This is a genomic window from Micromonospora sp. CMU55-4 (genome assembly GCF_011602315.1).
Lineage (GTDB): Bacteria > Actinomycetota > Actinomycetes > Mycobacteriales > Micromonosporaceae > Micromonospora > Micromonospora chalcea.
Genome location: NZ_JAAOLH010000016.1, coordinates 92,413 through 111,722, shown reverse-complemented (window position 1 = coordinate 111,722; position 19,310 = coordinate 92,413). Strand labels below are relative to the sequence as shown.

Below are 19,310 nucleotides of genomic sequence, written 5' to 3'. Positions count from 1 at the left end.
GGTGGTCACCTGATCCAGGAAAGGGAGAATCATGGCCGATGCTCCGGGCACCGCGCCCCGCGCGCGTCCCAGTGTGGTGACGCTTTCCAGCTGGCTGCTCATTCTCGTCGCCGCGATCCAGGTGGTGAACCTGATCGTGGCGCTGACCGTCGCGGGCACCGTCCGCGACGTCCTCACCGACGCGTACGCGGGCTCCTCGGCCGAGGGGGCCGCCGACATCGCGTACGTGTTCAGCATCGTCACGGCGATCGTGTCGCTGCTGATCGCGGCCGGGCTCGTCGTGCTCGCGCTGCTGAACAACAGGGGCAAGAACGCCTCCCGGATCACCACCTGGGTGCTGGGCGGCATCCTGCTCTGCTGCACCGGCGGCGGGCTGCTCACCGGCCTCACCGGTGGCATGACCGGCGGCACCGCCACGGGTGACATGCCCAGCCCGGACGAGATCCAACGCCGGCTCGACGACGCTCTGCCGTCCTGGTACACCCCGGTCAACCTGCTGCTGGGCCTGGTGGCGCTGCTCGCCCTGCTGGCCGCGCTGATCCTGCTGGCGCTGCCGAAGGCGAACGAGTTCTTCCGCAAGCCCAAGGCCGGCTGGGAGCCGCCGGTACCGGGCGGCGCGTACCCGGCGGCCCCGGGGCACGCGGGTGACCCGTCGTACCCGTCGTACCCGGGCCCGACCGGCGACCCGGCGTACCCGCCGGCTCCCGGCACCCCGCCGCCGTCCACGCCGGGCGGTCCGCCGCCGTCGGCCGGTCAGCCGCCGGCCGGGCCGGGCGGTCAGCCGGGCGAGCGCCGCGACCCGGAGCCGCCATCCGGAAGTTGACGTCCGGATTGAGGCGACGCCGACGATCCCTCCGAGTAGGTTGCATCCGACGCCTACCGGAGGGATCAGTCGTGTCGTACCCCGATCGGGCCGCCCCCCGCCGGCCGGGCGCCGTCCTCGCCGCGGTGGCGGTGCTGCTGGCGATGGCGGTCGGCGCCGTGGCGTACGCGGTGGCGAACCTCGCCGTCACCGGCGGCACGGTGGACCGGTTCCGGGCCGCCGCGGCGGACGAGACCGGCGCGAGCGGCGGCGACATCGACCAGGTGGCCGGCCTGCTGCGCGCCTCGACCTACCTCGCCGCCGTGCTCGGCGTGCTGGCCGCGCTGCTGCTGGTCGGGCTGGCGCTCGGCCTGCTCGCCGGCCGGTCCGGGGCCCGCGTGGGAACCTGGGTCGTCGCCGGCACCGGCCTGCTCTGCGGCTGTTGCGGGCTGGCGTTGCTGGTCGGCCAGCGGGCCGCCCCGTTGCAACTCGGCCCCGAGGACCGGATCACCGCCGACCTGCTCGGGCTGGTCGGGGACGCCTACCCGGGGTGGTGGATCCCGGTGAACGCGGTGGTGTCGGTGGCGCAGATCCTCGGCTATCTGGTGGTCGCCGCGCTGCTCACGTTGCCGTCGGCCGGCGCGTTCCTGCGCAGCGGCACCGGACCGGCGCGGCCGTCCGGGTACGGCGCCACCTTATCCGGCGCGCCCGTCTCCGGGCCGACGCCCTGGGGACCGCCGCCCGGCCTGCAACAGCCGTCCGCCCCGCCCGCGTCCGCCCCGCCCGCGTCGCCGTGGGCCGCCCCGCCGCCTCCCGAGGACCGCCCATGACCGGTGACACCCACCCCTCCCGGCGCCGAGCCCTGGTCACCGGCGCCAGCCTCGGCATCGGCGAGGCGTTCGCCCGGCGGCTCGCCGCCGGCGGCTGGGACCTCGTCCTGGTGGCCCGGGACGCCACCCGGCTCGACGCGCTCGCGACCGAGCTGACCGGCCGGCACGGCGGCGACGCGGAGACGATCGCGGCCGATCTGTCCACCGAGGACGGTTGTGCGGCGGTCGAGCGCCGGCTTGCCGACGGCCCACCGGTCGACCTGCTGGTGAACAACGCGGGGATCAGCTTGAACACCTCGTTCGTCCGGTCGCCGGTGGCCGACGAGGCGCGGCTGGTACGGCTCAACGTGCTCGCGGTGCTGCGTCTGACCCACGCCGCGCTCGGCCCGATGATCGAACGAGGGCAAGGGGCAGTGATAAATGTCTCTTCCGTTGCGGGCTTCGGTGTCCCCATGCCGGGATCCACGTACTCGGCCAGCAAGGCGTGGGTGACGAATTTCAGCGAGTCGATCGGCCAGTCCGTCGCGCCGCTCGGCGTACGGGTGATGGCGCTCTGCCCCGGCTACACCCGCACCGGCATCCACGAGCGGGTCGGCATCGACATGTCGCGCCTGCCCGCCTGGGCCTGGCTGCGTGCCGACGATGTGGTCGCCGAAGGGCTCCGTGACCTGCATAAAGGCAAGTTCGTGAGTGTCCCGGACTGGAAGTACAAGGTGGCGGTCGCCGGGCTGCGGTACGCCCCGAAGCGCCTGCTGCGGGGCTTCCGCCGGGACACCCGGGGCGCGGTCGACCGGCGACGCGGCTGAGCGGCGGCGGGGCCGGTCGGCGGCCGACCTCGATGGACGGTCGCGCAGCGTAGCCGCTCATCGCCACCCATCGGTCGCCCACTGGGTTGACCAGGGCGGACCCCGAGCACGGCTCTCAGACTTGCGAAGTACTCTCTTGGGCCATGGGCGACCGCGACGACCTGCGCAAATTCATCAGTGACCTGGCTGTGGTCCACGGCCGGGTGGTGCTCTCGTCGGGCCGCGAGGCGGACTGGTACGTGGATCTGCGCCGGGTCACGCTCCATCACGAAGCGGCTCCGTTGATCGGTCGGGTCATGCTCGATCTGACCGCCGACTGGGCGTACGACGCGGTTGGTGGGCTGACCCTGGGCGCCGATCCGGTGGCCGCCGCCATGTTGCACGCCTCGGCCGGCACCGACGGCGCGGTGGACGCGTTCGTGGTCCGTAAGGAGGGCAAGGCGCACGGCCTCCAGCGCCGGATCGAAGGTCCGGACGTGGCCGGTCGCCGGGTCCTGGCGGTCGAGGACACCTCCACCACTGGCGGAAGTGTTTTGACGGCGGTCGAGGCATTACGCGAGGCGGGGGCCGAAGTGGTGGGTGTGGCGGTTATTGTTGATCGAGGCGCCGGCGACGCGGTGCGAGCCGCCGGATTGCCCTATCGGGCGGCCTATACGTTGGCTGACCTCGGCCTTGTGGCGTAAAAGTCTGCCGATTCGGATCTGCTGATATGCAGGCGGATCGATGCTGCTGGTGGAAGGATGGAATACGTGGGAACTGCGTTGGCTGAAATGACCATGCCTCAGATCTCGCCGCTTGCCGGCGAGCCGATCGAACGCGCCGACGCCGAGCGGCTTGCGGGGGTCCTCAAGGCCCTCGCGGACCCCGCACGGCTGCGGCTGCTCAGCCTGATCCAGTCGGCTCCCGAGGGGGAGGCGTGCGTGTGTGACCTCACCGCGCCGCTCGGCCTCTCGCAGCCGACGGTCAGCCACCACCTGCGAATCCTCACCGAGGCCGGCTTGCTGGAGCGGGAGAAGCGCGGGGTCTGGGCGTACTACCGGCTGGTGCCGTCCGCGATCGCCACGATCGCGGATCTGCTCACCCCGCCGCGGAAGCGGGCCACCAAGAAGGCTCGCTGAAACCTTTCGGGCCGGCCCGTAGAGGGTCGTCCCGGCCGGGTGCCCGGTGGCGTGCGAGGGGTGGCGCCATCAGCGCACGATGACGGCTGCGGCCGTTCGTGTGACCCGGTTCGATCAGTCATGCCGAAGGCCGGTCCTCGCCCGAGGGCCGGCCTTCGGTGTCTGAACCGTGCTCAGCGGCGGTGCTGCCCGCCGTCTCCGTGGCCCGGCCGGTGCTCCTCGATGCCCTCGCGAGCCGCCTCCACGGTGCCGGCCACGGTCGCCGCGGTGATCACCGCGACCGCCTCGCCGCGCTTGCGCGCACGCCGGTCCCGCAGGAACTCGAAGAAGATCGGCAGCACCGAGATCACGATGATCAGCGCGACCACCGGCAGGATGTACCTGTCGATCTTGTCGCCGATGGCGTCGTAGATCTGCCGGGCCAGCAGGTAGCCGATCAACAGGATGCCGTCCACCCAGAGGACCGCGCCCACCACGTTCCACACGAAGAACTGGCGGGCCGACATGCCGAGCACCCCGGCCACCGGGTTGAGGAACGTCCGCACGATCGGGATGAACCGGGCCAGCACCACCGCCTTCGCCGGCCCGAACTTCTGGAAGTAGTACTCGGCCTTCTCCACGTACTCCCGCTTGAACAGACGGGAGTTGGGCTTGTCGAACATGCGGCGGCCGTACCGGGCGCCGAGCCAGTGCCCGAGCTGCGCGCCGACGATGGCGCAGAGCGGCCCGCCGATCATCAGCCCGGCCAGGGACAGGCGGGTGCCGTCGCCGAAGATGGCGTCGGCCACCGGGGAAGCGGCCACCCCGGCGAGGAACAGCAGCGAGTCGCCCGGGAAGAAGAAGCCGACCAGCAGCCCGGTCTCGGCGAAGAGAATGACCCAGACGCCGATCATGCCGAAGGTGTGGATGAGGTCCTTCGGATCGAGCGGGTTCAGCGCCACGCTCTCGGAGAACATCCGTGTCTTCTCTGCTGTGTCCACGGCCACACAGGGTACCCCGGCCCGGTCCGGCATTTCGGCCGGACCGGGCGTCCTCGTCAGAGGCGGGGATCGACGGGCTCGGACTCGCAGGCGAGGATCGCGAACACCAGCTCGTGGCGGCGCCAGAGCGGCGCGTCCTCGGCCAGGGCGTCCAGCGCGGCCAGGCCGAGGCCGTGCTCGCGCAGCGCGAGCCCGCGCTTGCGGCCCAGCGAGCGCCGGCGCAACGCGGCGAGCTGACCCGGCTCGGTGTAGCCGGGACCGTAGATGATCCGCAGGTACTCGCGGCCCCGGCACTTGATCCCCGGCTGCAGCAGCGGGCCCTTCGGACCACGGGCGGCCAGGCCCGCGTACGGCTTGACCACCATGCCCTCGCCGCCGGCCGCGGTGAGCGCCAGCCACCACTGCGTCGCGTCCGCCACCGCCGACTCGTCGGACAGGTCCACCACCCGCCGCCGGGTGGGTGTGAAGAACTCCGGGTCGGCGGCGCAGAGCCGGTCGGCCAGCGCCAAGTGCCAGCCGTGGTCGCGGTCGGCGTAGCTCACCCCGGCCCCGGCCAGCACCGCGAACGGTGCCAGCGTCACCCCGCGCAACCCGTCGGTCGGCCGGACGTACGCCCGGTAGGCCGCCGAGTAGGCGGTCACCTCGGCGGCCCGCTCGGCCATCCGGTCACGCAGCCCGTCCACCGGCAGCCCGCGCGCGGCGGCCGAGTCCAGCGCGGCGAGCACCGGCGGCAGCGCCGCCCGCCCGGCCGCGCCCACCCCGGCGTACTGCTCGCGGATCAGCCCGCTCGCCTTCGCCGACCAGGGCAGCAGCTCGGCGTCGAGCAGCAGCCAGTCGGTGCCCAGCTCGGCCCAGAGACCGGCGGTGGTGACCGCGGCGCGCACCCGGGCCAGCAGCTCGCCGTCGAGCGGCGGGCCGAAGAACGGCCTGCCGGTACGGGTGTGCACCACCCCGCCGCCGAACCGGCCCGGCTCCCGCTCCACGAGCACCACCGCCCGCGAGCCCATGTGCTTCTCCTCGCAGACCACCCGGTCGACACCGGCCGCCCGGTAGTCGGCGAACGCCTCGGCCGGGTGCTCCAGGAACCCCTCGACAGTCGACGTGGAGCAGGGCGCCATGGTCGGCGGCAGCCACACCAGCCGGCCCGGGTCGACAGCGAAGCGGCTCATCACCTCCAGCGCGGCGGCGGCGTTCTCGGCCGGCACGGTGAGCGACCCGTACGGGTGGGTGACGTGGCGTCGCCCGGTCACGTCGGCCAGGTCCAGCACGGTGTCCGGCCGCACGGGCGCGACCGGGACCAGCGGCCGGGCCGGGGCGTACCACTCCTTCACCGCCGGTACGGCGACCAGCTCCTTCTCCGGGTAGCGCAGCGCGGTCAGCTTTCCGCCGAACACGCAACCGGTGTCCAGGCAGATGGTGTTGTTCACCCACTCCGGCTCGGGCGTCGGCGTGTGCCCGTACACGACCATCGCCGAGCCCCGGTAGTCGCGCGCCCACGGGTAGCGCACCGGCAGGCCGTACTCGTCGGTCTCGCCGGTGGTCTCGCCGTAGAGCGCGAACGACCGCACCCGGCCGGACGCCCGCCCGTGGTACGCCTCCTTCAGCCCGGCGTGCGCCACCACCAGCCGGCCGCCGTCGAGCACGAAGTGGCTGACCAGGCCGTCGATGAACGTCTCCACCTCGGCGACGAACTCCGGCGGCTCCGCGGCGAGCTGCTCCATCGTCTCGGCCAGACCGTGGGTCAGCCGGACGTCCCGGCCGCGCAGCTTGCGCTGCAGCTTCTGCTCGTGGTTGCCCGGCACGCAGATCGCGTGGCCGGCCGCCACCATGCCCATCACCAGGCGGAGCACGCCGGGGGAGTCCGGGCCGCGGTCCACCAGGTCACCGACGAACACCGCGGTACGCCCCGACGGGTGCTCCGCGTCCACCGGGCGGCCCGCGTCGTCGCGTCGCAGCACGTAGCCGAGCCGGGACAGCAGCGCCTCCAGCTCGGTACGGCAGCCGTGCACGTCCCCGATCACGTCGAACGGGCCGGTCAGCTCGCGCCGGTCGTTGAACAGCTTCTCGTAGCGGATCTCCGCGGCGTCGATCTCCTCCACGCCGCGCAGCACGTGCACCTTGCGGAAGCCCTCGCGGGCCAGCCGCCCGTACGACTGCCGCAGGTCGCGGCGCATCCGGTTGAGCACCTGCCGGCCGTGCGTGCGGTCGGCGCGCGCCTCGGTACGCTCCCAGGCCACCGCCTCCGGCACGTCCAGCACGATCGCCACCGGCAGCACGTCGTGCTCCCGGGCGACCCGGATCAGCCCGGCGCGGGCGTGCGGCTGGAGGTTCGTCGCGTCGACCACTGTCAGCAGGCCGCGCCGCAGCCGGATGGCGGCGACGTGGTGCAGCGCGTCGAACGCGTCGGCGGACGCGGACTGGTCGTTCTCGTCGTCGGCCACCAGGCCGCGGAACGTGTCCGAGGAGAGCACCTGGCTGGGCGCGAAGTGCCGCCGTGCGAACGTGGACTTGCCGGAGCCGGAGACGCCGACGAGTGCCACCAGTGCCAGCTCGGGGATGTCCAGGACGGTCATCGGTTCGTCGCCTCCTTCCGGTCGTCGCTGGTGTTCTCGTTGCGGTCGGCGCGGGTGAGCACCGCCATCTGGGTCGGCGCGCCCACCTCCGGGTCGTCGTCGCCGACACCGCCGACGACAGCCGTGTAGCCGTGCGCCGCCGCCACCTGATCCACCCAGGCCGCGAACTCGGCCCGGGTCCACTCGAACCGGTGGTCCGCGTGCCGGAACCGGCCCGGCCCGAGCCCCTCGTAGCGGACGTTGTACTCGATGTTCGGGGTGGTCACCACCACCGTGCCCGGCCGGGCGTGACCGAACACCGCGTCCTCCAGCGCGGGCAGGCGCGGCGGATCGAGGTGCTCCACGACCTCCATCAGCACCGCCGCGTCGTATCCCCGGAGCCGGTCGTCGCGGTAGGTCAGCGCCGACTGCCACAGCCGGATCCGGTCCCGCTGCCGCTCCGGCAGCCGGTCCAGGCGCAGCCGCCGGGCCGCCATGGCCAGCGACCGGTCGGACACGTCGACGCCCACCACCTCGGTGAAGCGCCGGTCGGCGACGAGCGCGGTCAGCAGCGCGCCGCCACCGCAGCCCAGATCCAGCACCCGGCTCGCACCGCTGTCCCGCAGCGCGGCGAGCACCGCCTCGCGTCGCCGTACCGCCAGCGAGGCGCGGCGGACGTCCTCCACCACCGGCGCCTCCCCGGGCGCGGGGTCGATGCTGTCGTCGGCGGGCGGCTCGTCGGCCAGGCGCAGCTCGGTCAGGCGGGCCATCGCCACGCCCGCGAGCGCCCGCCGGTGCGCCAGGTAGCGCCGCGTGATCAGGGCCCGCTCCGGATGACCGGCCAGCCAGCCGGCGCCCGCGCGCAGCAGCTTGTCCACCTCGTCCGGCGCCACCCAGTAGTGCTTCGCGTCGTCGAGCACCGGCAGCAGCACGTACAGGTGGTTGAGGGCGTCCGCGAGCCGCAGCGTGCCGGTCAGCGTCAGGTCGACGTAGCGGCTGTCACCCCACTCCGGGTACGTCTCGTCGAGCGGGATCGGGGTGGCAGTAACGGTCCAGCCCAGCGGGGCGAAGATCCGTACCGCCAGCTCCGCGCCGCCCCGGCAGCGCAGCACCGGCACCCGTACGGTCAGCGGGATCGCGGTCGCGGCCAGTTCGGGACGGTCACGCGACTCGCCCCGCAGCGCGGAGCGGAACACCTTCGACAGCGCCGACGAGAGCAGGCTGGAGGCGGCGTACGGGCGGTCGTTGACGTACTGCCCGAGCGCGAAGCCCTCCGGCGCGCGGTTCTTCCGGCCCCCGCCCAGCTTGAGTGGATCGACCTCGACCAGCAGCGCCGCCGTGCAGCGCGCCTCGTCCGCCTCCGGGTAGAACACATGCGCGGCGCCGGCGGGCAGATCGAAGGTCTGCACGCGGTCCGGATGCTTCACCAGGAGGTGGCCGAGGTCGGTCGCGGGGCGGTGGGTCGTGGTCAGGGTCAGTAGCACTTGTCGATGATCTCTTGGGTTTGTGTCTTCTGTCGTGGGGGTTTCCGGGGGAGCCCGACCCGCTCCGGGCGGTCAGGCTTGATCCCTGCGCGGGTCGGGCTCCCCCGGAAACCCGACCTGGTCCGGCTTGTCTCATCCGTGCTGCTGGGTGTCTTTGCTTTCTATGTGGAGGTGCCCCGCCGACCGGTGGGTCGGCGGGGCACCTTTGTGCTTCTCGTCAGGCTACGAAGCGGGTCTTGCGGCGGCGGGTCAGCACGTAGCCGACCGCGCCGGCGGCGAGCAGCAGCGCGCCGAGGCCGGCGATCAGGCCGGTGGAGGAACCGGTGATCGGCAGCGTGCCGCCGTCACCGCCGCCCTGGCCACCGTCGCCGCCACCCGGCGCCGCGTTGACGACGACCTTGGCGGTGTCGTTGGCCGGCTTCAAGTCACGGTAGAAGCCGCCGTCGCACTCGCACGGCACGTTGATCTTCACGAGGCCGGTGTCGTTGGGAATCACCTTGTCGATCTTCAGGCCGAAGTCCAGCTTCACGGTGTCCCCGGCCTTCAGGAACGAGTCGAAGTAGCAGCGGTAGTGACGCGCGCCCGGCTTGCCCGGCTCACCCCACTCGTCGCCCTTCACCGGGAAGCAGTTCTCCGGCACGGCGGTCGTGGTGGTGCCCTTCGGCACGTCGAAGGTCAGGTACGTGACCGAGCTGCCGGAGCGGCTGTAGTCGAGCGTGGCCGGGCCGTTGTTGCGCAGCCCCACCGTCGCCTTGACGGTCGCGCCCGCCTTGCCGGTGACCGACGCGCCGAGCGCCTCCAGGTCGGTGCTGTTGTTGCCGGTGACCTTCACCTGCAGGTACGAGGCGTTGTTCTCCGGCCGCGGGTCGGCCTGGAAACCCCGCGCGGCGGCGCGGCCGGCGGCCTCGGCCAGCGTCAGCTTGCCGTCGGTGCCCGGCTTGCCGATGGTCACGTCGTAGTTACCGAGGTAGTTCTCGAAGTCCTCGAACTCGTCCGGCGTCATCCAGATGATCTCGCCGTACCGGTTGCCGGGCGCCATGGTGTCCGCGCCGAGCGCGTACGGCAGCGTCGCGCCGAACGTGCTGCCGCCGGGGAGCTCCTCGTCGAACCGGCAGGTGCGCAGCTCGTCACCGACGTACGTGCAGTTGCTGTAGTGCTTGGCGGCGTTCATGCCGTAGTCGTTGTAGAAGACGACGGCGGCGCCCTTGGCGGTGGTCTCGCCGACGTTCGTCACCTTCAGCGGCGCGGTGAAGCCCTTGCCCGGAGCGGCCGACACCGTGGTCTCCGGGCCGGCGGCCAGGTCGACGCCCTCACCGACGCGCACCTTGGCCTCGTGCGAGACGCTGTCGACGCCGTTCGCCGACAGCGTCACCTTGAGCGTGCCGGTGTCGCCGTCCTGGGCCTTGCCGGTGGGCTTGATCTGCACCGGGAAGACGCCGGACAGACCCCACTCGTCGAGCTCCACCTCCCAGGGCGTCGTGCACACGAGCACGTTCGCCGACGGCGAGGTGCAGTCCGTACCGGTGTTCTCCTCCTCGCCGACGGTCACCTTGCCGGCGAGGCCGGTGAGGTCGTAGCGGACGGTGAGGTCGTGCAGCACGACCGAGGTCGAACTGCGGATGATGCTGTAGTCGATCTTGCCGTCCGAGTCGGCGGCGATCGTCGTGTCGCTGAAGTAGACGCCGAGCTTGACCTTGGGGTCAGCCGCGAAGCCGGGTGTGGCGGAGGCGGCGACGAACGCGCCTGCGACGCCCAACCCGGCGAGCAGACGCCGGCTGGAGTTGCTGAGCATGTGGAGGGTCCTCCCGTGGGGGTGATCAGGTGGAGCCCACGGAGCTTAAAGATTCCTTAAGGGATCGCGTTGTCCCAGATGATGAATATTGACCGAACGGATGATCGTCGCCGCCGCAATGTTCCAGCCGCCCGGGACCGTCCTTCAAACGGACACCGGGAGGTGCAGTGACGTACGAGGAGTTCGCCGACGCGCGGTTGGGCGCCCTGCTGCGGTACGCGGTCATGCTGACCGGAGACCCGCACCAGGCCCAGGACCTGGTGCAGGACACCATGGTCCGGGTGCAGCTGCACTGGCGGCGGGTGGCTCGCAGCGACGCCCCGGAGCGATACGTGCGACGCATGCTCACCAACCAGTTCATCGACTGGCGGCGCGGCTCGTGGGCCCGGCGCGTGCTGCTGCGCGGCGACGTCGACGACTCGGTGCCCGCGTCCGCCGACCACGCCCAGTCCGCAGTCGACCGGGACCAGGTCCGCTCCTGGCTGTCCCGACTGCCCCGGCGGCAGCGCGCCGCGCTGGTGCTGCGCTACTACGAGGACCTGCCGGACGGGGAGATAGCCGAGATCCTCGGCTGCGCCGTGGGCACCGTCCGGTCCAGCATCTCGCGCGCGCTGGCCACCCTCCGAGCCGAACTCGTGGAGGTCTCCTGATGATCGAGGACGAGCTGCGGGCCGCGTTCGCCCGCCTCGAGGAGTCGACCCCGCCCGTCGGCCCGGTCCGGGCCGCCGTCGACCGGGCGGTGATCACCCGCCGTCGGCGCCGTCGGCGCGTACGCCTGGCCGGCACGGCGCTGGCGGTCGCCGCCGTCGCGTTGGTCGGCTTCACCGCCATGGCGCCCCGGCCACCGGCGCCCACGGCGGCGCCCCTGCTCGCCACGCCGGAGCCGGAGCCCGGCGGCGCGCTGAACCTGCTGCTGCTCGGCGTCGACCAGTCGGCCGGCAGCCGCCGTGCCGACTCGGTGCTGCTGGTGCACGTGCCGGCCGACCGGAGCCGGCTCTACCTGGTGTCGCTCCCGCGTGACCTGCTGGTGCCGGCGCCGGGCGGAACGGAGAAACTCAACGCGACCTTCTCCCGCGCCACCGGTTCGGGCACCGACCTGGCGGCCGGCTACCGGGCGACCCGCCAGGCGGTCGCCCGGCTGACCGGGGTACGCGTCGACGCCGGCGCGGTGCTCACGTACCCGGGGGCCCGTGACCTGACCGACGCGGTCGGCGGCGTGCCGGTCTGCCTGCCGGAGCCGGTCCGCTCGGTGCACACCGAGCGGCGCTTTCCCGCCGGATGCCAGCGGCTCGACGGCGCGGCGGCGGTGGACCTGCTGCGGCAGCGGTACGGCCTGCGCGACGGCGGACTGGACCGCGACCGCAACGCGGCCCGCTACGCCGCCGGCCTGCTCCGCCAGATGCGTGAGCGGGGAACGGCGACCGATCCGGCGCAACTCAACCGGCTGCTCATCCGGATCGGCCCGGCCGTCACTGTCGACGCCGGTGACCTGTCGTTGCCGGCGCTGGTGGGCGCGACCGCCCGGGCCGGCGCCGCCGAGCCGGTCGCGGTCGCCTTCCCGGTGCTCGCCGAGTGGAACGGTCGCGGGTACGAGGCGGACCCCGAACTCACCCCGGGGTTCCTGGACGCGCTGCGGGCCGACCGGCTGGGGGAATGGGCCGCCGCCCATCCGGCCCGGGTCACCGCCCTGCGGTGACCCGGGCGCCGGATCAGCGGTAGTCGTCCTCGTCGGCGGTGACGACGCGGGCCTGCTCCATGGCGTCCCAGTCGTCGACCTCCAGGCCGCGGTGCGGCTCGCCGTCGCTGTCGTCGGTCACCGTGGTGGCCTGCTCGACCGCGTCGGCCGGCTCGGCCTCCAGATCCCGCTCCTCCGGGGCGAGGTGGTCACTGGGCGCGAAGTCCTCGTCGGGCTGACCCATCGTCCCTCCCTGATCTCCGTGCGGGCATCGTCCCCACCACCGTACGGGCTGGTCCGGGTCGCCGCCCGGCGGCGGGCGGAACGCGGAGTCGGCGATTGTCCCGCTCCCGGCGCGCGGCCGGTGCCAGGATGGTTGCCATGGGCTTTCTGATCCGACTGGCGATCACGGCGGTCGCGTTGTGGATCGCGACGCTGATCGTGCCCGGGGTGGAGGTGAGCGGCCGTAACACCGGCAACAACGTGCTCACCCTGATCGTGGTGGCGCTGGTCTTCGGTGTCGTGAACGCGGTGCTCAAGCCGCTCATCAAGGTGTTCGGCTGTGTGTTCTACCTGCTCACGCTCGGCCTGTTCGCGCTGGTGGTGAACGCGCTGCTGTTCATGCTGACCGACTGGATCGCCGGTCTGCTGAAGCTCCCGTTCCACGTGGACGGGTTCTGGGCCGCCTTCTGGGGCGCCATCGTGGTGGCGGTGGTGAGCTGGCTGATCAGCGTCGTCGTGCCGGACCGGCTGGAGAATCGGTGAGCAGCGCCCGGGCCGGTTGTGCCCCGTGCGCGCTCCTACGGGATACTGCCCGCGGTGGACAGCGCGGTCCGGCGCACCCGTGGACGTGAGCGACCGGAACGGTCGCGCCCATGGAAGACAGCGGCCTGCACGGCCGAGAGCGGTAAGTAAGGAGCGTTCGACATGCCCATCGCTTCCCCTGAGGCTTACGCGGAGATGCTGGACCGGGCCAAGGCCGGCCGGTACGCGTACCCCGCGATCAACGTGACCTCCTCGCAGACGCTGAACGCGGCGCTCAAGGGCTTCGCCGACGCGGAGAGCGACGGCATCATCCAGGTCTCCACCGGCGGCGCGGAGTACCTGTCCGGCCCGTCCGTGAAGGACATGGTGACCGGCGCGGTGGCGTTCGCCGCGTACGCCCACGAGGTCGCCAAGAAGTACCCGGTGAACATCGCGCTGCACACCGACCACTGCCCGAAGGACAAGCTGGACAAGTTCGTCCGGCCGCTCATGGCCATCTCGCAGGAGCGCGTCAAGGCCGGCCAGGAGCCGCTGTTCCAGTCGCACATGTGGGACGGCTCGGCCGTGCCGGTGGCGGAGAACCTGGAGATCGCCGAGCAGCTCCTCACCGAGGCCGCCAAGGGCAAGATCGTCCTGGAGATCGAGGTCGGCGTCGTCGGCGGCGAGGAGGACGGCGTCGAGAACGCCATCAACGACAAGCTCTACACCACCGTCGAGGACGGCCTGGCCATGGTCGACGCGCTCGGCCTGGGCGAGAAGGGCCGCTACATGGCGGCGCTGACCTTCGGCAACGTGCACGGCGTCTACAAGCCGGGCAACGTCAAGCTGCGCCCCGAGGTGCTCAAGCAGATCCAGGACGCGGTCGGCGCCAAGTACGGCAAGGACAAGCCGCTCAGCCTGGTCTTCCACGGCGGCTCCGGCTCGCTGCTCTCGGAGATCCGGGAGGCGCTGGACTACGGCGTGGTGAAGATGAACATCGACACCGACACCCAGTACACCTTCACCCGCCCGGTCGCGGACCACATGTTCCGCAACTACGACGGCGTGCTGAAGGTCGACGGCGAGGTCGGCAACAAGAAGATGTACGACCCGCGCGTCTGGGGCAAGGCCGCCGAAGCCGGCATGGCCGCCCGCGTAGTCGAGGCCTGCGAGCACCTGCGCTCCACCGGCACCACCATGAAGTGACCCTCTGCTTGTAAGGAAGGGCCCCTTGTTAACGCCGTGCGTTAACAAGGGGCCCTTCCTCTACCGGAGGCGTTAAAAAGGGGCCCTTCCTTTCACTGCACCAGCAGGCGGACGGCGTCGCGTACGTCGTCGGTCAGGTGGATCGTGTGCGACAGGTCGCCGAACGGGGACGCGGCGAACAGCGGCCGCAGCAGCGACTCCACCGGCAGCTCGGTGGTCCAGTACGCGCGGTCCAGGAACACGTACGCCCCGCTCGCCCCGTCGGTGCCGTAGAACGTCTTGGTGGCCGCCTGGAACACCTCCTGCACGGTGCCGGCCTTGCCTGGTGCGAACACGATCCCGCCCCGGGCCAGCCGCAGGATCGTGTCCTCCCGGATGGCGTTGGAGAAGTACTTCGCGATCCGGCCCGCGAACAGGTTCGCCGGCTCGTGGCCGTACAGCCAGGTGGGGATGGCCAGCCCGCCGGACCGGGCCCACTCGGTGCCGGGCGCCGACGGACGGGGCGACGGCAGCGACGGGCCGTCCGCGTACCGCTTGCGCACCGCCAGCGCCGCCGCCGTGTACCGCTCGTGGTCGGTGAAGTCCGGCGCGACGGCGAGCGTGTCGATCGCGGCGGACAGCTCCTCGGCCGGCCACGCAGCGAGGAACGCGCCGAGGTTCGCCGCCTCCATCACGCCCGGACCGCCGCCGGTCACCACCAGGCGGTCGGCCCGCGCCAGTTCCCAGCCCAGCACCGCCGCCATCCGGTACGCGACGCTGCCGCGCGGCACCGCGTGCCCGCCCATCACGCCCACCACGGACTGCGGGCCGTGCGCGGCCAGCCACGACCGGGTGGCGTCGGCCAGCGCGTTGTCCACACCGTGGTCGTGCAGTCGCTGCCCGAGCGCCTCGCGTACGTCCGGCAGCGCGCCGCCGTGCGCCCGGAAGTGCGCGTACACCCGGGTGTCGTACATCCCGGCGAACCCGCTCTCGGCGAACCCGGCGGCCAGCTCGTCGGCCGTGTAGAGGTGCGACGGCTGGGTCGGGTAGGGCAGCCCGGAGAACGGCGGGACCACGTTGGCGCCCCGCCGGACCAGGTCCGCGCCCACCTCGCGGCCGGCGAACCGGCAGCCCACGAAGAGCGTGCCGGTGACGTCGACGTGGCGCAGGTCGGGGACCGGGTCGAGGTCGAGGCGGAGGCCCTGCACGGTCAGCCCGGCCAGGGTCCCCCCGGCCAGCCGCTGCTCGAACGCGGTGCGGGTCTCGATCTCGTTGACGTGGGGCGCGTGCGGCTCGATGACGTCCGCGGGTGGTGGGGTCGGCACCCCGTCATCCTGCCTCCGCACGGCAAGTGCCGAAACCGGGGGCGGGAACGACAGGAGCCCGGCGGGCACGCCGCCGGGCTCCTGCGTAACCGGGTCCTGGGGAGGCTCCGGATCTGTATTTGTAGTGCAAGAACCACGTCGGCGGCATGGGCCGCGGGTACGTGTGCTCCCGCCGCAGGCGTGACGAAACCCTCAGCCGTTCAGCCAACCGTACGGGCGAGGCCCCTCGCGTACCCGATGGCGAAGCGGGTTGAATGGGGCGATGCAGAACCTGTTGCCTGAGCCACCGGCCACCCTGCTCCCGGCCCACGAGGAGGCCGACGCCGCGCTGGCGGCGGCGGCCGAGCAGGGCACCGACGAGGCGTACGCCGAGGTCGCGGCCCGCTTCCCGACCTACAGTGCGGCCTGGGCCGCGCTGGCCGGCCGCGCGCTCGCCGCGGGCCAGGTCGTCACGGCGTACGCGTACGCCCGCACCGGCTACCACCGGGGCCTCGACCAGCTGCGCCGCAGCGGCTGGAAGGGCCACGGCCCGGTGCCCTGGTCGCACGCGCCCAACCAGGGCTTCCTGCGCTGCCTCTACGTGCTGTCCCGCGCGGCGGGCGAGATCGGCGAGGCGGACGAGGCGGCCCGGTGCGCCCAGTTCCTCCGTGACTGCGACCCGGCCGCCGGAGACGCGCTCTCCGGCGACTGACCACTGCCGCGACGGCCGGTCCCCACCCGGGTACCGGCCGTCGCGCCCGTCCTACAGCCCTTCCGCCACCGATGCGGCGATCTTCAGCCAGGCGTCCCGGGTGGCGGAGGAGAGCTGCCCGTACCGCAGCGGCTCGCCGGTGTCGATGAGCCGCTCGTACGGCGCCAGCAGCACCGCCCGGGTCCGCGCCGCGAAGTGGGCCTGGATCGCGGGCAGGTCGATCTCCTTACGCGACGGCGGCATCGACACCACTGTCACCGCCTGCCGGACCAGCCGCTGCCGGCCGCTCTGCTCCAGGTGGTCGAGCATCCGGGCGGCGGTCTCGGCCGAGTCGTTCCGGGCCGACATGGTCACCACGAGCTGGTCGGTGGCGTCCATCGCGGCCTGCCAGTTCTGCGCCCGGACGTTGTTCCCGGTGTCCACGAAGATCAGCTTGTAGAAGCGGCTGACCACCTCGCGGATCTCCGCGAACGCGGCGGCGGTGAGCATCTCGCCGCCGGTCGCCGACTCGTCCGAGGCGAGCACGTCGAACATGCCCTCGCCCTGCGAGCGGACGTACTGCGACAGATCGCCGACCCGGCCGTGCGGCCCCTGGAACTGCGCCAGGTCGCGCAGCATGTCGCGCACCGTACGGGCGTGGAAGTCCTGCTGCGCCCGCATGCCGAGGGTGCCCTGGGTCTCGTTGTTGTCCCAGGCCAGCACGTATCCGCCGCGCTTCTGGCCGAACGTCATGGCGAGCAGCAGGATCGCCACCGTCTTGCCGGCGCCGCCCTTCGGGTTGACCACAGTCACCTGGCGCAGCCCGCCGAAGTTGCGGCGGACCATCTCGATGTCGCGCTTCACCTCCTGCTCGTGCCGCCCGGGCGCGAGCCGGACCAGCCCGATCTTGTTGACCACCGCGCGTACGCCCATGGTGGCCACCGGGTCGACCGGCCGGGCCTGGCGGCGGCGGGCGAAGTCCTCGGCGGTCGGGGGTACCGCCTGCTGCGGCGTCCAGCCCTGCTCCGGGTACGCCGGCTGCTGTGGTGGCTGGGGCGCGGCCGGGCCGGACACCGGCGGGGCGGGCACGTGCGGTGGCACCGGGGCGCCGGTCTGCGCCGGCCCGGTCTGCGCTGGGCCGTTGTGCGCCGGGCCGTTGGGCGCCGCGACTGCCTGCGTCGGACCGGCCTGCGCCGGACTGGCCTGCGCCGGGCCGGTCTGGGCCGGGCCGGGCTGTGGCGTCCAGCCGGGCGGCGGGTACCAGCCGGGCTGGCCGGGTTGCGGCTGGTAGCCGGCCTGTGGGTAGCCGGCCTGGGGATAGCCGGCCTGCGGGTAGCCGTTGCCGTAGGGCGACGGCGGCGCCGGCACGCCCGGCGACGGTGGGAACGGCCCGAGACGCGGCGGCTCCGGCGCCGGCTCACCCGTGCCCGGCGACGACGCTCCGGTGACCTGCGCCCGGCCGGTCACCGGGGCGGTGTCGGGCGGCGGGAGCGCAGTGCCGGCGACCGAGGCCCGGCCGGAGACGGCGCCGTCGGCGTGGACGGCCCGCGCCGGGTCGGTGCCGGACCCCGGCGTGTCGCTGTCAGCGGGAACGAGGTCCGGTGCGGAGTCGGCGGTGGCCCGCTGCGGCGGCTGGGCCCACGGAGACACGGCCCGGCCGTTGCCGGCGCCCTCGCCGTCCGCGTCGGCCGTCGTCCGCGCGTCGGCCGAGCGCGCCGTCGTCCGCGCGTCCTCCGGGTCGGCTGCCGTCCGCGTGTCAGCCGGGTCCGGCAGTGTCCGCGTGGCGGCCGGGTCGGGAGCGGGCGCGCCCTGCAACGAGGGATATGCGGCGGCCGGATCCGGGCCGGGCGCTCCCTGCGACGCGGGAGGCGTGGCGGCCATGACCGGTGAGCCCGGCTGGGCCGGCGGCGCGCCGGCAGGCGGCTGGTCGAGCGTGAACGGCAGGTCCAGATCGACCGCGGGCGCCGGTGGCCCCGGGACGTCCGACGTCGACGGCGTGGGGGCGTCGGCCGGCGGAAGCGGCCAGGGCACGGCCGCCCAGGGCGGGGCGGTCACCACGCCGTCGGTCTCCTCCGGCGGCCAGAGCGGCTCGACGTCCCGCTCCGGCACCTGCCCTCGACCCGGCACGTGGGCCCGGTCGTCGTTGTCGTGCACCACGGTTCCTCCCCATTCCTTCCGCCGAGGATAGGCGGTACGGCCAGCGGCGCGAGCCGGACGGGGATCGACCGAGGTCAGCCCGTCCAGACCGCCCAGGCGCCCGGCTCGGTCCACCAGGAGCGCTTGCGGCTCAGCTCGCCCTCGACGCCGTCGTCGAGGAAGGGCACCTTCTCGTCGCGGGGCACCACCGCCACCGCACGTCCCCGCGCCCGCCGTACCTCCAGGCGGACCTTCTTCCGGCCCAACGCCGACCGGGTCACCACTGGTACGGCGACGCCGACCGTCACCCGTCCGTCGGCCGGGTCCGGCCCGCCCAGCAGGTCCACCTCGCCGAGGCGCGCGTACCCGCCCGCGTTGCCGATCGCGCACGCGGTGATCGGCTCGGCGCCGTCGCTGAGCACCGTGCCGTCGACCTCGACCCGGGCCCGCCAGTGCAGCGGCCGGCCGGCGTCGTCGGCGGCGCCGAGCAGCGCGCCGTCGAGCGTCACCGAGCCGCCGTCGTTGCGCAGCAGGTCCAGCCGCCGGGCCGTGCCGTCCAGCACCGCCGCGGCCACCCCGGCCGGATCCCGGGGCAGCCCGAGCTGCGCGGCCAGGTCACGCGCCGTCCCGGACCGGGCCGGATCGAGCGGGAGTACGCCGACCGGGGGCAGGTCGGGCACCGTCCGGTTGTCGGCCAGGTCCGCGGGGCGGCGGCTCGGCGGCGGAGCGTACCGGCGCACCAGCCGGCGCAGGACGGCGCGCAACTGACCGTCACTGGCCGTGGCGACGATCAGCCGGGTCTTGCCGTCGGGGTCCGGCCAGGTGAGGCCATCGGGGCGCGGTGGGCCGTCGAGCCGGGCCAGCACCTCGTCGATCTCGGCGTCCGACCGGGCGGTCACCGTGGTCACCCGGGCACCCCGGGCGGTCAGCTCGTCCGCGCAGGCCAGCACCGGTACGCGCGGCGTCTCGCAGCGCTCCTCGCCGCTCTCGGCGGCGGTGTCGTCCGCGCCGCCGCAGCAGGCGCCGCCGCTGCCGCAGCCACCACCGGGAGCGTCCCGCTCCGAGCCGAGGGTGAGCAGCACCACGTCGTACACGAAGGAGCCTCCTGCTTCTCGACCAACCCCTGCTGGTCCCGCCGTCACTACTTGTTAGCCTGACACCCCGGGCTCGCAGACCGGTCGCCACCTGGCACCCGAGCCTTCTGGAGGCGG

The 19,310-nt window shown here is 73.2% G+C and carries 18 protein-coding genes; 10 read left to right on the top strand and 8 right to left on the bottom strand.

The genetic code is table 11. The features are described 5' to 3' along the window. The first annotated feature begins 31 nt into the window (after window positions 1-31). From HA073_RS24595 to HA073_RS24575, 5 genes are all read left to right on the top strand, one after another. Entirely contained in the window at window positions 32-823 is a 792-nt protein-coding gene (locus HA073_RS24595) for a hypothetical protein (protein ID WP_166457373.1), read from the top strand. 71 nt (window positions 824-894) lie between these two features. Continuing rightward, entirely contained in the window at window positions 895-1,632 is a 738-nt protein-coding gene (locus HA073_RS24590) for a hypothetical protein (RefSeq protein WP_064447954.1), read from the top strand. Next, window positions 1,629-2,438 carry an SDR family oxidoreductase gene (locus HA073_RS24585; RefSeq protein WP_113972275.1) on the top strand — a complete coding sequence of 270 codons (810 nt, stop codon included), beginning with the start codon at window positions 1,629-1,631 and terminating at the stop codon, window positions 2,436-2,438. Before HA073_RS24590 ends, HA073_RS24585 begins: the two co-directional genes overlap by 4 nt. Window positions 2,439-2,581: 143 nt before the next feature. Continuing rightward, entirely contained in the window at window positions 2,582-3,121 is a 540-nt protein-coding gene (gene pyrE, locus HA073_RS24580) for an orotate phosphoribosyltransferase (protein ID WP_043327566.1), read from the top strand. A 57-nt stretch (window positions 3,122-3,178) separates the two neighbouring features. After that, window positions 3,179-3,556 carry a helix-turn-helix transcriptional regulator gene (locus HA073_RS24575; RefSeq protein WP_007454255.1) on the top strand — a complete coding sequence of 126 codons (378 nt, stop codon included), beginning with the start codon at window positions 3,179-3,181 and terminating at the stop codon, window positions 3,554-3,556. 173 nt (window positions 3,557-3,729) lie between these two features. Here the strand turns inward: HA073_RS24575 and HA073_RS24570 are convergent, their stop codons facing one another. From HA073_RS24570 to HA073_RS24555, 4 genes are all read right to left on the bottom strand, one after another. Further along, window positions 3,730-4,569 carry a DedA family protein gene (locus tag HA073_RS24570; protein WP_104113383.1) on the bottom strand — a complete coding sequence of 280 codons (840 nt, stop codon included), beginning with the start codon at window positions 4,567-4,569 and terminating at the stop codon, window positions 3,730-3,732. Window positions 4,570-4,592: 23 nt separating this feature from the next. Then, window positions 4,593-7,109 (bottom strand): polynucleotide kinase-phosphatase, encoded by a 2,517-nt coding sequence (locus HA073_RS24565; protein WP_166457372.1) that lies wholly within the window; start codon window positions 7,107-7,109, stop codon window positions 4,593-4,595. Further along, window positions 7,106-8,572, bottom strand: a complete 1,467-nt coding sequence (locus HA073_RS24560; RefSeq protein ID WP_166457371.1) for a 3' terminal RNA ribose 2'-O-methyltransferase Hen1 — start codon at window positions 8,570-8,572, stop codon at window positions 7,106-7,108. The genes HA073_RS24565 and HA073_RS24560 overlap by 4 nt, the downstream gene beginning before the upstream one ends. A gap of 217 nt (window positions 8,573-8,789) precedes the next feature. Next, on the bottom strand, window positions 8,790-10,364 hold the full coding sequence (locus HA073_RS24555) for an LPXTG cell wall anchor domain-containing protein (protein ID WP_064447950.1): 1,575 nt from the start codon (window positions 10,362-10,364) through the stop codon (window positions 8,790-8,792). Window positions 10,365-10,531: 167 nt separating this feature from the next. On the opposite strand from HA073_RS24555, the gene HA073_RS24550 reads away from it, so the two are divergent. Then, a complete protein-coding gene (locus tag HA073_RS24550; protein ID WP_043327561.1) occupies window positions 10,532-11,014 on the top strand; it encodes a SigE family RNA polymerase sigma factor in 483 nt (160 codons plus the stop codon). Then, window positions 11,014-12,060 carry an LCP family protein gene (locus HA073_RS24545; protein WP_043327560.1) on the top strand — a complete coding sequence of 349 codons (1,047 nt, stop codon included), beginning with the start codon at window positions 11,014-11,016 and terminating at the stop codon, window positions 12,058-12,060. Before HA073_RS24550 ends, HA073_RS24545 begins: the two co-directional genes overlap by 1 nt. Window positions 12,061-12,073: 13 nt before the next feature. On the opposite strand, the gene HA073_RS24540 is transcribed toward HA073_RS24545, so the two are convergent. After that, window positions 12,074-12,283: a hypothetical protein gene (locus tag HA073_RS24540; RefSeq protein WP_030500565.1), complete on the bottom strand. Its 210-nt coding sequence runs from the start codon at window positions 12,281-12,283 to the stop codon at window positions 12,074-12,076. A gap of 137 nt (window positions 12,284-12,420) precedes the next feature. Between HA073_RS24540 and HA073_RS24535 the strand changes: the two genes are divergently transcribed. Both HA073_RS24535 and fbaA read left to right on the top strand, forming a co-directional pair. Continuing rightward, window positions 12,421-12,804 (top strand): phage holin family protein, encoded by a 384-nt coding sequence (locus HA073_RS24535; protein WP_043327559.1) that lies wholly within the window; start codon window positions 12,421-12,423, stop codon window positions 12,802-12,804. A 162-nt stretch (window positions 12,805-12,966) separates the two neighbouring features. Continuing rightward, entirely contained in the window at window positions 12,967-13,989 is a 1,023-nt protein-coding gene (fbaA, locus tag HA073_RS24530; protein WP_043327558.1) for a class II fructose-bisphosphate aldolase, read from the top strand. A gap of 92 nt (window positions 13,990-14,081) precedes the next feature. Here the strand turns inward: fbaA and HA073_RS24525 are convergent, their stop codons facing one another. Beyond that, window positions 14,082-15,293 (bottom strand): LOG family protein, encoded by a 1,212-nt coding sequence (locus HA073_RS24525; RefSeq protein ID WP_210869622.1) that lies wholly within the window; start codon window positions 15,291-15,293, stop codon window positions 14,082-14,084. Window positions 15,294-15,555: 262 nt separating this feature from the next. Here HA073_RS24525 and HA073_RS24520 point away from each other — a divergent pair, with 262 nt between their 5' ends. Continuing rightward, entirely contained in the window at window positions 15,556-15,984 is a 429-nt protein-coding gene (locus HA073_RS24520) for a DUF3151 domain-containing protein (RefSeq protein WP_043327556.1), read from the top strand. Between the two features lie 51 nt (window positions 15,985-16,035). Here the strand turns inward: HA073_RS24520 and HA073_RS24515 are convergent, their stop codons facing one another. Next, entirely contained in the window at window positions 16,036-18,120 is a 2,085-nt protein-coding gene (locus HA073_RS24515; protein ID WP_166457370.1) for a chromosome partitioning protein, read from the bottom strand. 74 nt (window positions 18,121-18,194) lie between these two features. Next, a complete protein-coding gene (locus HA073_RS24510; RefSeq protein WP_043327555.1) occupies window positions 18,195-19,193 on the bottom strand; it encodes a diacylglycerol kinase family protein in 999 nt (332 codons plus the stop codon). Window positions 19,194-19,310: the final 117 nt, after the last annotated feature.

Bases quoted from the DNA above. Each gene is read 5' to 3' on its own strand.
- HA073_RS24565 (WP_166457372.1), bottom strand. From the start codon at position 7,109: ATGACCGTCCTGGACATCCCCGAGCTGGCACTGGTGGCACTCGTCGGC.
- HA073_RS24545 (WP_043327560.1), top strand. From the start codon at position 11,014: ATGATCGAGGACGAGCTGCGGGCCGCGTTCGCCCGCCTCGAGGAGTCG.
- HA073_RS24520 (WP_043327556.1), top strand. From the start codon at position 15,556: ATGCAGAACCTGTTGCCTGAGCCACCGGCCACCCTGCTCCCGGCCCAC.
- HA073_RS24585 (WP_113972275.1), top strand. From the start codon at position 1,629: ATGACCGGTGACACCCACCCCTCCCGGCGCCGAGCCCTGGTCACCGGC.
- fbaA (WP_043327558.1), top strand. From the start codon at position 12,967: ATGCCCATCGCTTCCCCTGAGGCTTACGCGGAGATGCTGGACCGGGCC.
- HA073_RS24575 (WP_007454255.1), top strand. From the start codon at position 3,179: ATGGAATACGTGGGAACTGCGTTGGCTGAAATGACCATGCCTCAGATC.
- pyrE (WP_043327566.1), top strand. From the start codon at position 2,582: ATGGGCGACCGCGACGACCTGCGCAAATTCATCAGTGACCTGGCTGTG.
- HA073_RS24535 (WP_043327559.1), top strand. From the start codon at position 12,421: ATGGGCTTTCTGATCCGACTGGCGATCACGGCGGTCGCGTTGTGGATC.
- HA073_RS24595 (WP_166457373.1), top strand. From the start codon at position 32: ATGGCCGATGCTCCGGGCACCGCGCCCCGCGCGCGTCCCAGTGTGGTG.
- HA073_RS24570 (WP_104113383.1), bottom strand. From the start codon at position 4,569: ATGCCGGACCGGGCCGGGGTACCCTGTGTGGCCGTGGACACAGCAGAG.
- HA073_RS24555 (WP_064447950.1), bottom strand. From the start codon at position 10,364: ATGCTCAGCAACTCCAGCCGGCGTCTGCTCGCCGGGTTGGGCGTCGCA.
- HA073_RS24540 (WP_030500565.1), bottom strand. From the start codon at position 12,283: ATGGGTCAGCCCGACGAGGACTTCGCGCCCAGTGACCACCTCGCCCCG.